This window comes from Zoogloea sp. (assembly GCF_041914405.1).
Lineage (GTDB): Bacteria > Pseudomonadota > Gammaproteobacteria > Burkholderiales > Rhodocyclaceae > Zoogloea.
Genome location: NZ_JAYSDK010000014.1, coordinates 40,200 through 53,803, shown reverse-complemented (window position 1 = coordinate 53,803; position 13,604 = coordinate 40,200). Strand labels below are relative to the sequence as shown.

Annotated in this window: 12 protein-coding genes; 11 read left to right on the top strand and 1 reads right to left on the bottom strand. The window is 61.8% G+C overall.

Annotation, left to right across the window (positions count from 1 at the left end):
• The first annotated feature begins 68 nt into the window (after positions 1–68).
• The 10 genes from ACE3RX_RS10545 to ACE3RX_RS10500 all read left to right on the top strand — a co-directional run bounded on the left by ACE3RX_RS10545 (position 69) and on the right by ACE3RX_RS10500 (position 12,639).
• Positions 69–1,313, top strand: a complete 1,245-nt coding sequence (locus ACE3RX_RS10545; RefSeq protein ID WP_374483128.1) for a tyrosine-type recombinase/integrase — start codon at positions 69–71, stop codon at positions 1,311–1,313.
• A gap of 116 nt (positions 1,314–1,429) precedes the next feature.
• Positions 1,430–2,170: a hypothetical protein gene (locus ACE3RX_RS10540; protein WP_374483126.1), complete on the top strand. Its 741-nt coding sequence runs from the start codon at positions 1,430–1,432 to the stop codon at positions 2,168–2,170.
• Between the two features lie 143 nt (positions 2,171–2,313).
• Positions 2,314–2,544, top strand: coding sequence for a hypothetical protein (locus ACE3RX_RS10535; protein ID WP_374483124.1), 231 nt, complete (start codon positions 2,314–2,316; stop codon positions 2,542–2,544).
• Between the two features lie 277 nt (positions 2,545–2,821).
• Positions 2,822–3,121, top strand: a complete 300-nt coding sequence (locus ACE3RX_RS10530; RefSeq protein ID WP_374483122.1) for a hypothetical protein — start codon at positions 2,822–2,824, stop codon at positions 3,119–3,121.
• Positions 3,118–6,213, top strand: a complete 3,096-nt coding sequence (locus ACE3RX_RS10525) for a DUF927 domain-containing protein (protein WP_374483120.1) — start codon at positions 3,118–3,120, stop codon at positions 6,211–6,213. Before ACE3RX_RS10530 ends, ACE3RX_RS10525 begins: the two co-directional genes overlap by 4 nt.
• A gap of 548 nt (positions 6,214–6,761) precedes the next feature.
• Entirely contained in the window at positions 6,762–7,361 is a 600-nt protein-coding gene (locus ACE3RX_RS10520; protein WP_374483118.1) for a hypothetical protein, read from the top strand.
• 326 nt (positions 7,362–7,687) lie between these two features.
• Positions 7,688–8,092 (top strand): hypothetical protein, encoded by a 405-nt coding sequence (locus ACE3RX_RS10515; RefSeq protein ID WP_374483116.1) that lies wholly within the window; start codon positions 7,688–7,690, stop codon positions 8,090–8,092.
• Positions 8,093–8,670: 578 nt separating this feature from the next.
• Complete coding sequence (locus tag ACE3RX_RS10510; RefSeq protein ID WP_374483114.1) at positions 8,671–8,946, top strand: hypothetical protein; 276 nt, start codon at positions 8,671–8,673, stop codon at positions 8,944–8,946.
• Positions 8,943–9,185: a hypothetical protein gene (locus ACE3RX_RS10505; protein ID WP_374483112.1), complete on the top strand. Its 243-nt coding sequence runs from the start codon at positions 8,943–8,945 to the stop codon at positions 9,183–9,185. Before ACE3RX_RS10510 ends, ACE3RX_RS10505 begins: the two co-directional genes overlap by 4 nt.
• On the top strand, positions 9,169–12,639 hold the full coding sequence (locus ACE3RX_RS10500) for a tape measure protein (RefSeq protein ID WP_374483110.1): 3,471 nt from the start codon (positions 9,169–9,171) through the stop codon (positions 12,637–12,639). Before ACE3RX_RS10505 ends, ACE3RX_RS10500 begins: the two co-directional genes overlap by 17 nt.
• Here ACE3RX_RS10500 and ACE3RX_RS10495 read toward each other — a convergent pair.
• A complete protein-coding gene (locus tag ACE3RX_RS10495) occupies positions 12,605–13,039 on the bottom strand; it encodes a hypothetical protein (RefSeq protein ID WP_374483108.1) in 435 nt (144 codons plus the stop codon). The genes ACE3RX_RS10500 and ACE3RX_RS10495 overlap by 35 nt on opposite strands.
• Positions 13,040–13,394: 355 nt before the next feature.
• On the opposite strand from ACE3RX_RS10495, the gene ACE3RX_RS10490 reads away from it, so the two are divergent.
• Positions 13,395–13,604 (top strand): hypothetical protein, encoded by a 210-nt coding sequence (locus ACE3RX_RS10490; protein ID WP_374483106.1) that lies wholly within the window; start codon positions 13,395–13,397, stop codon positions 13,602–13,604.

Here is a 13,604-nt window from a genome sequence, read left to right as displayed (position 1 = left end):
ACGCATTGTGGGGGCTTTTCTAGGGGCCTTTTTGAGGCCCCCAGCATTCAGCGACAAAAAAGGCCCCCATGTCCCTGACTGATACCGCTATCCGCAAGGCTCTTCCGGCCGAGAAGCCGTACAAGCTCTCCGACGAAAAGGGGCTTTTCCTCCTCATAAATCCCAACGGCTCCCGGTACTGGAAGCTCAAGTACCGGTTTGCCGGCAAGGAAAAGAAGCTCGCCCTCGGCGTCTATCCGGAAGTCTCCCTGAAGCTCGCCCGGCAGAAGCGCGACGAAGCACGCCGCCTGCTGGATGCCGGCACCGACCCCAGCGAAGCCCGCCGCACCGAGAAGATCGCCCGCAAGGTGGCGGCCGACTCTTCCTTCGAAGTCGTCGCCCGTGAATGGCACGAGAAGCAGAAAGGCGAGTGGGTGGAGACGTACGCGGCCAAGGTGCTCACATCCCTGGAGCAAGACCTCTTCCCGAGCCTTGGGCGCCGCCCGATAGCCGAAATCAGCGCCGCCGAAATGCTGGCCACGCTCAAGAAGGTCGAAGCCCGTGGTGCCCTGGAGACCCTCAAGCGTGTCCGCCAGCGGGCCAGCGACATTTTCCTGTACGCCATCGCCACCGGCCGGGTGGAGAACAACCCGGTCACTGGCCTGCACAAGGCCCTGAAGACCGCATCGGTAAAGCACCGGCCCGCGCTGCACTCAACGGGGATGCATGAGTTCTTCATCCGCCTCGATGCCGTCCGAGTCACGGTTCAAGTGAAGCACGCCATCACGCTACTTGCGCTCACCTTCCTCCGGCCTGGCGAGTTGCGGGGTGCCCGCTGGGAAGAGATCGACCTCGATGCCGGTACCTGGATTGTCCCGGCCGAGCGGGACCGATCCCGCGGCTTGGTGGGCATGAAGATGAAGGAAGAGCACACCGTCTCCCTCTCCACTCAGGCGGTAGCCATACTGCGGGAGATGCAGAACATCACGGGCCATCGGGACCTGGTCTTCCCGAACCGCAACGACCCGAAGCGCCCCATGAGCGACGGCACCATCAACAGTGCGTTACGGGCCATGGGATACGCCGGCGACGAAGTAACGGGCGCCGGCTTCCGAACCACCGCAACAGGCGCGCTGCTTGAAATGGGCTGGCGTCCGGAAGTCATCGACCGGCAGTTGGCGCACCGGGAGCGAAAGGAAGTGTTCGGCGCCTACTCGCACCAGGCGGAGTATCTCGCCGAGCGTCGGAAGATGATGCAGCAGTGGGCGGATTGGCTCGATGCGGCAAAGAGCGGCGCCAAGGTCATCCCCTTGCACGGAAGTGCCGCCGCATGATCTAAAAATCAACCGAGCAGCACGCCGCGCCTAGGTCGGCCAACCGAAAACGGGGACACCTTCGCCCCGCTGGCGCGGCACCTTGTTGAAGGGGCACAGGAAGGAGTGCGGGTGTGATGACCTCAATTCAACGGCGTGTGGCATGGCAGGAAGCCCGTCAAAAACTGAATATCTCGAGTCAGGATGCTGACTGGCCAGAGTGCCTTGGTCTGAGGATCATCGGAGGCCTGTACGACCCAGGACACTCCGAGATATTAGAGAACGTCCTGCGCACAGCAGCTGATCGCGGCGAACTAGTCGTGTCTCGAGAAATTCGACAAGTAACCAGAACCGTTCAAGCAGGTGGCAAGGTAAGGGGGCATTTCGTTGGATTCGAGCGCGTCCCTCACCACTACGCCCTTACGGAATCTATCGAGGTGCCCATAGAGATCGTCACCGCTCACGCTGCTGACGTGGCACGCTATCTGGACGGTAGTGGCCTAGACCTGCCCCCTATTCTTCTGGCTTGGCTATCCCCTTTCCTTGGGCAAAAGGAACAACCTGCAAAGCCAGTCAAGAAGCTGGTAACCAAGTTAGAACAGTTCCACAACCTGCTGTCCCGAATTGAACAAGCATGGCTTTCTTCAGGGCGTGAGCAGATTGATAGGACGGACTGGCCGGGCACCAGTAAAGAACTGTGCGCTTTGGCCGGGCGATTGCTTCCTGAGACCTTCGGGAACGCCAACCCCGACAGCTTCTACAACAACTATTCGAAAGCAGCGAAGTTGAATTTCCACGGGGATGCAGGAGTAAGTGCCATCTATGCCGAACTATTTCCAGCTGAATCCCAAGCCGCACGGCGGACAGATGCCGCCTGAGCTTCTTAGGGAATCATCCTTTTTCCTTGTAAATGCACAGGATAGAACAGGATACAACTGAGCCTTACCCTGTTTTACTCAGCTGACTCGTTGAAAATGTGTGATTAGTGTTCGTGTCGCTCCCACTTTGAGGCGACACGAACATGAACCTTCGCATCATCCATTCCCCCCGTGATCTGGGGACGTCTGAGCTGGCAGTTCTGCTTCAGTCCAAAGGCTTGAGCGTCAAGCCTGCCAGCATCCGCCGTGCCCACTGCATCAAAGGCGAATACCTGGGTATCACCCCTCGCAAGCTCCCCAATGGCCGTTTGATCTGGCCGGGCGAAGCCGTGCGGCGCTTGCTCTCTGTCGAAGCACACGGGGGTGAAAAATGAAAAGGACCACCCCCTTCTCAACCTCGGTGGGCCCCGCTCTGCACGTTCCCGCGTTGGGCGCGGCGCCTGTCCCTGATGCGCTCCGCAACTTCGATGCTCTGCCCGACTCGGCCTATGTGCGTTTGCCGACCACGTCGGCTCTTTTCCAGATCTCACCAGCGACAACTTGGCGTTGGTCCAAGGCTGGGCGAATCCCTGCGCCGCGACGTTTCAGCGAGGGCGTGACAGCTTGGAACGTCGGCCAACTGCGTAAGGCGCTCCGCGGGGAGGCCTGGCAATGAGCATGTTTACGTTCCAGTCCGAAGATGACCGCATCCATGAGGTAGCTGTTGAATACGACGATAAACGCGGTGGTTGGTGGCTCGCCGGGCTCGGTTTCGATTTCTTCGCGCACGCATGCTTTGATTGCTTCGAAGCTAACGTGAAACGGGAAGGCAGTGATCTCGAGCTCAATATCAGGATCTCCCTGGCGGAATCCGGCACGAACGTCACTGAGGACGTGTTTGCATCCAAGTGCCTGAAAGAACTCGGGCGGTACTGGGATCTCTTCGGTGATCTGGAGGGCGACGCACCATGACCCTCTCCAGGTCCTTTGATCTGAACTCGATCCTCTCCCAGTTCCGTGCCGCTGCGGCCAGCCGAGGCCTGCTCCTGCCGGATCAAATCGACGCCACTGGCAAGCTGTACCGGTGCGAGCTGTCCGGAGGCCCAAAGGGCAAGAAGGACGGGGCCTATCTGCTGCACCTAGACGGCATTCCGGCTGGTGGCTTTCAGAACTTCAAGGATGGCCTTGAGTGGGAAAACTGGCGGGCCGACATCGGCCGCCAGCTCACGCCCGAAGAAGAGGCCGCCCACCGCACCCGCATGGAAGCCCAGCGGCCCGAACGGGAAGCCGAAGCCAAGGCCAAGCGCGACAAGGCCCGCCGGAAGGCAAACGGGATCTGGAACAGTGCCAAGCCGGCCCCGGACGATCATCCCTACCTGGTCCGCAAGGGCATCCCGTCCTATGGCCTGCGCGTCGGCACCTGGTCTAAGTGGTTGGAAGTCCGTCCGGATGAATGGGACGAGGTACGCATCCCCAACGCTCTGCTGGTGCCGATGCGCAGCCCGTCCGGCACGCTGCACAGCCTGCAGGCGATCTACGCCGACAAGGTGGACGGCCGGGACAAGGACTTCCTGCCGCACGGCGAGAAGCGCGGCAAGTTTCACCTGTACGGTGTGATCCTTCCTGATCAGCCCCTATGCATTGCCGAGGGCTGCGCCACCGCGGCCAGCCTGCACCAGGTAACCGGTTGGCCGGTTGCCGTGGCCTTCGACGCCGGTAGCCTGGAACCGGTTGCCCGCGCCCTGCAGGAGGCCTATCCGCAGGCCCGCTTCATCCTGTGTGCCGACGACGATGCCTTCGGCCACTGCCAGGCCTGCGAGGCGCCGGTTCGGGTAGCCCATGGCGACACCTGTCCGAGCTGCGGAAGGCCTCACAAATGCCGCAACGCGGGCCAGATCCGGGCGCATGAGGCTGCCCGTGCAGTCGGCGGCGTTGTCGCTCTCCCTGAGTTTGCCGACCCGAAAGGACGTTGGGCGGGCTACCAGGAAGCTGGCAAGGCTTCGACCGACTTCAACGACTTGGCAACCAGTACCCGCGAGGGTGAAGGCCCGGCCGCAGTGCGCCGCATCCTCCACGCGGCAGCGGCTGCGCTCCCAGCCCTACAGGGCGATGAAGTCCAGGTCGATGTGCCCACGCCGGCCACCGATGTGGAAAGCGCCACCAGCGCCCCGGAAACGGAGTCTGAGCCCCCTACGGACGAGACGTCCAAGCCCGCGAAGCGCGCCCGCACCAAAGGCAAGGGCAAAGCCGGCGCCATGCAGACGCCTGTACAAGGCGGCGAGCTGTTCGAACTGCGCGACGGCAACGAAGGCCACGGCGTCTATCGGCTGAAGGTGGAACGGCGTGGCGAGGGCTGGGAACAGGTCGAGCAGTTCGTCTGTGCCCCATTGGAGATCACCCACTTGGTACGCGATGCGAAGGGCGAAGGCTGGTGCCGGCTCGCCACCTTTCAGGACCACGACGGCCGGCGCCGCCGGGTTCTGGTCCCTGACGAGATGCTCGAAGGCGACGGCGCCGCACTCGCGCGGCTGCTGCGCGCCCATGGCTTGTTCATTGGCGACAACAAGGGCGGCCTCCTGAAGATGTACGTTAACCGGTCGAGGCCGGCACCGCGGGCACGCCTCACCGGGCGGATCGGGTGGCATGAGGATGTGTCGGAGCCCGGCCGCTGGTCGTTCGTCCTCGGCGGAGACCATGACCCGCTGTCAGCTTCGGGGGCCGAACTGTGGTTGCACCAGGCCAACGGCAGCGGGCATGCCCAGTTCAAGCATGCCGGCACGTTGGCTGACTGGCGCAACAACGTGGCCGCGCTGGCGGTGGGCAATTCCCGGCTGGCCTTCGCCCTCTCAACGGCCTTTGCCGGTGGCCTGTGTTGGCTGCATCCCAACGTGCCCGGCGGCTTCCACTGGGCCGGGGGTTCGTCCCTGGGCAAATCCGGCCTGCTCTATGCCGCGGCGAGCCTGTGCGGCCCGAAGGAGTACCGCAAGACCTGGCTGCAGACCGGTACTGCCGTCGAATGGCTGGCTGCCGGCCACTGCGATGCGCCGCTTCTCCTCGATGAACTCAAACAGGCGGGCAACCCCCGTGACGTGGCCCAGGCCGCCTACATGCTCACCAGCGGCCAGGGCAAGGGCCGCGGGCAGGCAGCCGGTGGCCTGCGGGAAACGGCGGCGTTCTCGCTGCTGTTCCAGTCGAACGGAGAGCTCGGCCTGACCCAGTTCCTCGAGGAGAATCAGGAGCGCGCCTACGCCGGCCAGGAGGTTCGGTTCTGTGAATTGCCCGCCGATGCCGAGGCCGGCTTCGGATGCTGGGAAACCCTGCACGGCCAGCCCGATGGTGCCCGCTTCTCGGAACACCTCCAGCGCAATGCGGCGCGGTACTACGGTACCGCATACCCCAAGTTTGTCGCGACGGTGATCGAACACCGAGCGGAGATGCCTGCCCAGTTCGAACAACTACGCGCCAACTTCGAGCAGCGCGCCCTTTCGGACAGAGCTGGAGGCCAAGCGATCCGTGCCGCAACCCGATTTGCCGCAGTGGCCTACGCCGGGGAGCTGGCCACCGAATGGGGCCTGACCGGATGGCCCAAAGGCGAAGCGGTGCTGGCCAGCATGCGCATGTTCAAGGACTGGCTGCGTGCCTTCGGCGGCGAAGAGAACCGTGAGCCGCGGAAGATGTTCGAGCAGGTACAAGTCTGGATACAGGCCCATGCCGGGGCTCGGCTGGAGGATCACCGACGCCCCAGCATCGTGGATACCCATGCTCCCCGGACAATGAACCGCGCCGGTTGGAAACGACCTACCAAGGAAACAGCCAGCCTCAATGAGCCGGATCACATCTTCGAGTATCTGGTGTATCCCGAGGTCTTCAAGCGCGAGCTGTGCAGCGGTTTCGACCCTCTCCAAGTGGCCAAGGAACTGAGCAAGCGTGGGGCTCTGAGAGTCTCTGTCGATGGTGGCAAGACACGCTTTCAGACCAAATTTCGCGAACCCGGTGCAGAGCGTGCAGGCTGGTTTTACCTGCTGACACCCCGCGTGCTGGAGGGCTTTGACGATGGGTGTTGACTGGTCCCTGATCGTGGATAAAGCCCTGGATGTGCATGCAGCCCACACCAACGGACCCAAGCTGTTCCCACAAAAGGTGGGAACAGCTTCTGGGGGAGTGGGAACAAAAACGGACGCCTATCCTATTGATTATAAAGAACTCGACATTGCGTGTTCCCACGTTCCCACTGTTCCCCTCGATTTTGAAGAGCTCAGGCTTGGGCAAACAGGAAATAGCAGAGCATCGTCATTTAAAGAGCCGGTTGGGGATGGGGTTGAAGGGCCTTCTGCGCCAGTACAGATCGAGGTCAAACAAGCATGTCGAACATGTGCCCATCTGCGCCGACCGGGCCTGTCCGAAGGCTACTGCAGTGCCCGCGACGATCTCCCCCTGGCCTACGGCCCGGGTCACCCCCTTCGACGCTGCCCCGATGACCGCGGGGCGCACTGCCCGGTGTTCGAGCGGGGGCCCCTGTAGGGAAAAAGTGCATAAGGGTACGGAGAGCCTCGATTTTGATGTAGGCAGCGCCTCCCGAAGTTACTGAAATCTTGACCAATGGCATGACGAGATGACGACCAAGCCAAACGATGCGGAAAACGGCCAGTTGCCCGGAGCACCGTCAACTTCACTGCTGCCCTTCGAGCCGGAAGACCTGGCACAGGGGCTCAGGGTCAGCCAGGCTGATTTTGCCCGGATGTGCAAAGTCAGCCGCCAGACCGTAAGCACCTGGGTGAAGAAGGGCAAGATCCGATCGGTCTTTCCGGATGGAACTATGGATCCACGCCAAGCTGCCCGCGAAGTCATCCGCAACACCGACCCTGCGCGATTGCGCGCCAAGGTATTCAAGGTGGCAACCGAAGATTCGGTGCAGCTCCGAAGGCGCGTAGTCGATCTTGAACGGCAACTGCGGGCCTCCCAAGAGCAGGCCACCTACCACGCCGAACGTCTGCATCGTTTTGTCGAGGTGCTGACCCAGGATCGGGCGAAATCCATTGTGAACGCAGGCCTCGAACGGTTTGCCGCGGAAATCAGCCTCAGCCTGGAGATAGCCACGTGGTATCTCAGTCGGTCCGATGTGGAGAGCCCTGGAATGACGGAAGACGAGTCGGCCGACAGTTCTGCTGGCCCCGGCCCCTTGTTTGATCACGATGAGCAGGCCGATGCGTAAAAAAGCCGTGGGAATACTGGGAACAGTGGGAACGCCTCCTGAGAAGTCAGGCACAGCACGGCTTCAGGAGCATTCATAGTGTTCCCACTATTACTTTTTAGAGTGGGAACAGTGGGAACAATAGGCCTCCATTGGAGGCAGTTCTATCTGCCCCTCTGGCATTCGGCTGACGTCTGCCTTTCGGGCTCGCAGTGATTGCGCGATGGCGTCTGAATCATGCCCCACCCGGTTTTTTGGTGGCGAGGGCCGGTGGTAATCGGTCATCTGGCAAGGGCCCTTCCGTTCCATATACTGGCTTCACAGCCTCCTCTCTAGATCGAGCAGCCATGCACTACACCACTGGATTCATCGAAGAACTTGGCGTCCGCTTGGGGACTGAAGCTACCGTGCGCCTCCTAGCCCTTCATGGAGGGAGCGCCATTCGCGTCCCTCCACAGGCCACCCTTGACCATCCACTTTGCCGGGTCCTGGGGGAAATCCCTTTTGACCGACTGGTGGACACCTGGCCGGACCACGTCATTGAAATCCCCAGTGCCGACGAAATCATTGACGGTTACCGACGTATTCGCTCCATTGCCCGCTTGGCTCGTGCCGGTATTTCTGCTGTAGAAATTGCTCGAATGCTCGCCATCAAACAGCGGCAAGTGATCAACCTCGCACATGAAGCGCTTACCCTGAAACTCTTGGACGCGGCACACCTTGATGCAATCAAGGGCGATCACCCGACCTAGACCCCTCGCTGTGCGCTGATCTGCGGCGTCACAAGCCGGTGCCAGCGCTCGTGGCAGCTACGGCAAAGGTATGACTGCGGCCACGCGGCAGCTTCCGCACCAAAAAGCGCCCATGGCGCCCAGTGATGCTCCTCCGCCCCTTCCTGCCCGCACACCTGGCAGGCAGGTCTCGACCGCGTCGGTCTGATCTCCCTGGGCTCCAGGCCGGCGGCCCGTACGGCCTTGGCACTCACGAAATGCTGGGTTCTGCTGCCACAGTGGGCGCACACGAAAAGGTAGGTAGTGTGCCCACCGCCATTGATGCACTTCCGAATTTCCCAGTCGGTCCAGTCGCATGTCTTGCAAGGGACATCGCGCCATTGAAGCTGATGCTGTGCCATAGCGTTTCCCCTCTCGAAAATAGATGCTTCCATTGAAGAGCAGGCAGCTGGATGCGGCCATGTGTGTTTTTCTCGCGGAATCGATGAGGCGCTGAAACGTAAGACTGGGCAGCGTTTCCCCGATGCAATCCATCCACAGGCGACGAACCATAGCAATTCATATCGTTTGGTCTTGTTCCATCACAAGTGATACAGACCATGCACGATCAATCGAACCCCTCGGGGGCACAGGCCCGAACGTCCTCTACCCTGCCGCCGCATATCGCGGCGCTGGGTGACAGCCTTCAAGATCTGCTGAGCCCCAAGGATCTGGCGGCACCTCCGTTCAACATCTCCACTGCGGCCTTCTACGCCTGGAAGCGGCAGAACCGTCTCGGCTTCGGGGATCTCGTCATCAAGCTCGGGCGGAGCAACCGCATTCGACGCCTCGATCTGCTGCTTTGGCTTGAAAGCCGGAAGGGAGTACGGGCATGAGCACGCAATACGAACTTCTGACCATGGATGAAGCCACGCATGCGGCGGTGAGGGACTACGTCCTGACCCTTGCTCGTGAATTGGCTGCCGGGCCCCATCCGTTCCGCATGGCCATTGGCCAAGTGATGGCCGGTGATCCGGATGCGTTTGTCCAGCTGATCGTGGCGACGGTCGAAGACATCGTCGGTTCGAAGACTGTTCCAGTCATCAAGGAGGTGGTCCGTGGCAATAGCCTATGATCAGACCGTCAAACTGACGATCTCCGCGCAAACCGAGGGCGACGAGAAAGTCCTGGCGCTCGCCCAACAGATTGAAGCCCTCGGCAAAGAAGGTGGCGAAGCCGCGCCGAAGTTTCTGGCGCTGGCCGATGAACTGAAGATCCTGGCCAGTCAGAAGGTCCGAATCGATGGGCTGGAAACCGCCATCTCCGGCGCCAAGCAGGCTTGGGGTGCCTTTCGCGAAGCCCGCCAGGAGGTGGAGACCCTGGATAAAGCCCTTGCCGATGCGAAGGGCGCCGGTGCGAGCCGGCAGGCAATTTCACTGCTTCAAGGTGAGCTGAAATCAGCCAACCGGGAACTGGCCTCCGCCGAGAAGGCGTGGACACGTCAGAAGGATGTGCTCGACTCCGCCCGCAGCTCGGCAGCGTCTGCTGGCGTCGATACCAAGAACCTCGCTGCCGAGCAGGCCCGCCTGACTTCGGCGCTCACCAGTGCCAGTCAGGCTGCAGCGGAACAGCAATCCGCCTTTGAGGCGCGCAAGGCCGCAATGGCCGCCCAGATGGCCGAGGAAGACCGTCTCGCCCAGATCGTCGAGATGAACAAAACCCGCCAAATGCTCGCCGCGCAAGAGTTGCTGGAGGTGGAGAAGCGGGCCTATGCGGAAGCACAGGCAGCCGCTGCCCGGGCGACAGCCCAGCGGGCGGAAGAGGCGGCAGCCGTGGAGGCCTACGCCAACCGGACGAAGAAGGCGTTGTCCGACGCCTTCTCCACGGCGGGCGTGCGCAGCACCGCAGCCATTGAAGCCGACATCCTGCAGGTCAATCAGGCCCTTCTGAAACTGGCCTCCAACGCCAAGGTGTCGGGCACCGATTTCGACCGTGCCTTTGCTGCAGGCCAAGCGCGGATCGAGGTGCTACGGGCCGAAATGGACTCCACGGGGGGCGCCTCCGCCCGCCTTTCCGCAACGACCAAGACGCTGTCCGGCGAGTTCGCCGGGCTGGTGGCGCAACTGGGCGGGGTCTATCTGGCCTTCCAGGCTGGCGGCCTGTTTGTGACAGCCAACGCCCAGGCCGAGAGCTTTGCCCGGACCATGACGCTGCTCACCGGCAACGTCGAGAAGGCCACGGCGGAAATGGAATATGTCCGAGCGGCGGCAAACCGGTTGGGCATCGACGTCAGCGAGGCATCCAAGTCCTATGCGCAGCTCACCGCCGCCACCAAGGGTACGGCCCTGGAAGGCGACGGCGCCCGCCGGGTCTTCGAAGCGGTTTCTGGTGCGATGGCGACCCTGGGCAAGAGCAGCGCTGAAACCAACGATGCCCTGCGCGCGGTCAATCAGATGGCCAGCAAGGGCACGGTCGCGATGGAGGAGCTGAAGGGACAGCTCGGTGAGCACCTGCCTGGTGCCATGAAGGCGGCAGCCAACGGCGCTGGCCTGACGGTGGCCGAGCTGACCAAGATGGTCGAGAGCGGAAGCGTGCTGGCCGAAGACCTGCTTCCGGCCTTGGCCAAAGGCCTGACCGACATGTACGGGGTCGGCAAGGCCAACAACGATACCTTTGTGGCGCAGTGGGCCCGCCTCAAGAATGCGATCACCGACACCATGCAGGTCATCGGTGATACCGGGCTATTCCGTGCGCTCGTCGTGGTGATCGAACAGGTGGGGATCGCCATTGGCGGGCTGACCGGCGCCTTTGTCCTGCTGGGGAAGACGTTCGGCATCACTGCCGGCGCCATTGCGACCTTCGATTGGAAGCACCCCATCGATTCCATTGCACGATGGAAGGAAGCAGTCAGCCAGGCTGCCGATGAGGTACAAGCCAAGCTCGACAAGCAGAAGAAGGCGGTTCAGGGCGCTGCCGACGCGCAGCAAGCAGCCGGTACTGCAGCCGAGGAGGCTGGAAAGAAGGCCGTGGCGTCATCCAGCAACTGGTTGCAGGTGGAGAACGCGTACACCCAGGTCGAGCAGGCCAGCAAGAAGCAGATCGACAATCTGAAGACCTTGAGTGAGGCCCGCGATGCGGAAGCCGCTTCCCTCAAGGCTTTCGCGGATACCTTCGGCACCCAGGTCGAGAAGCTCGACGCAGCCACGGCAGCGGCCAAAACCCATGAAGAAGCCTTGCGGGCGCTGGATGCGCAGGTTCGGGCGGACCTGGAGATTGCGAAATCCAAGTTGGCTGCGCTTGAGCAGGAGCGGGATTCCGACGGCAAACTGACGGAGTCCAAGGAAAAACTGCGGGAGACGCTGCAGAAGACCATCGAATCGAAGCAGGCCGAAGCCGACAAGACCACCCAAGCCACCGCAGCGGCTCATTCGGCCACGCTGCAGGCCGAGGCGGCGAACTCGGTGTATGCCGACCACGCCAAGCAGGTGTATGCCCTGCGCGACGCCTGGCAGGCGGCCGAAACTGAGTATCAACGCCTGTCGGCCCTCAACGCTCAGGGCGTCAATGTCTCAGCCGAGCTGAAGGCCGCCGACGAGGCCCGGGCGAAGGCCTTGCTGTTGTACCGGGATGCCCTGGCGGATGCGACCGCCGCCGCCGAGCGCCATGTCGCCGCGGAGAAGAGCGCGGCAGGCATCCAGCAATCGGCCCTGCAAAATGACCTGTACCGGGCCAACACGATTCTGGAGGTCGCCAAGCAACGGGGCAACGAGAAGGAAATCGCTCAGGCTCAGATCGCCGTCTGGCGCATCGAACTGGAAATCAGCGAAGCGCAGGCCGTGGCCGCTAAGAAGGAGGCGGAAGCCATGGAGATCGTCGCCAAGGCCAAGCGGGCAGAGCTGGAAGCCTCTGGCGGCCTGACCGAAGCCAAGAAGGCCGAACTGGATCTGATGGAAGCCAATGTGCGGGCCAAGCAGTTGGAAGCCGAGAAGTACGATCTGGTCGCGGACCGCATGCGCAAGCTCTCCTATGAGACCAATGAGCTGAAATCCAGCTTCGGCGATTTGTCTTCGTCCGCCGATCAGGCGGCCGCATCGGCCGATCGTGCGGCAGCCAGTTACGACGGGCTGGCGTCATCGATTCGTTCCGCCGGCCAAGCCAAGGATGGCTTCGTGCGGAATACCAACGGTGAGGTGGTCACAACCGGGCCCAACGTGCCCGCCCTTGCCGTCCGGAACACCCAGACCCCCGAACAGGCCCGGGTTTTCGAAGAGGTCTTCAACTACTACTACCAGAAGGCCTCACAGGACCCTTCGAACTACTCGTCGCTGCAGGGCTTGCAGTATGGCGCCATCGAGCAGCAGGCAGCGGCCGCCGCCGCGGCAGAGGCCCAGAGAAGGACGGCAGCAGCGGCCAGCAGCACTGCGGCAAGCAATCAGCCCGCAGTAAGTACCCCAACTCGCAGCACCAGTGCGCCAGTGATCATGAATGTGAATCTGGGGAGCATTGGAACCAGGACGCTTAAGCTCGATAGCTATGAGACCGCCAACGCTGTCGTCAGCGTTCTCCAGGAGTTGGCGAGGGTGTCGTGAACGCCTCATCGATCTGCAGTTTGTCGATGAGATGGAAGAAGGCTTCGGCCTCCGCGTCGGTTGGTACCTTGTCAGTGTTGATCATTGCCCGGGCGGTGGCACAGACAGCCATTCGATAGTCAGGGAGGCGATCAACGAGCTGTCGTACGGAGTACCGAAACTGACCGGAGGTCGGCTCCGGCATTTTTCTGACTTCACGCATGCACGCCGCCTCCAGTTCCGGAGTATCCATTCGATGCCCTGCCACTCGCTTGAAGAACAAGGCAAGCAAACGCTTTTCGGCCTCCCTGAATGCCCGATCGGCCTTCGCCACAAAGATGAGCGCCCGAAGTGCATGGAAGTGCTGATTCATGATCGAACGCACTTCGTTGGCGAACACATCCCGATCGTCTGGGCGCATGGCCTTCCTCCTTCGCTGGAACAGTTCGATTTTATGCCTCAAGAGTACATGCCAAACGATTCCGGAAATTTTGCTCTCGGGCTTGACGTTCGTGCACGACCGGGCAGATACTCCCACCATCACCTAAACAGTGGTGATCGGGCGTAGGAACCCGGAATTCACAAGGCCGATGAGGCCGCGTTCGTCGCGGCTTTTTCACGTCGGTTGCATGGTTGCGCCTGTCCAATGGCGGGCCGTGCGGGGCAGCCGTAAGGCTGGCCGGTTCCTTGTGTCCGGTATTCCTACCCCCGCACGGTTCCGCCGCCCCTGTAGGAAGGGGCTGCGGAGAAACAAACCGCACACAAGGAGCATCACCATGCATTTCAACCATGCAGGCACCACTGCGCCGGCGCACATCCCTACGCCGGCACTGACTCTCATTTGCACGCTCAGCTTCCTTGAAGCCAAGCTTCGTGACAGCTGGCAACTGGCCGAACAGGAAACCGACCAAGGCCGAGCCTTTTACCTGGGGCGTGTGAGCGCCTTCGAGTTGGCCCTCGACGAACTGCGGGAGGCCTGCAAATGA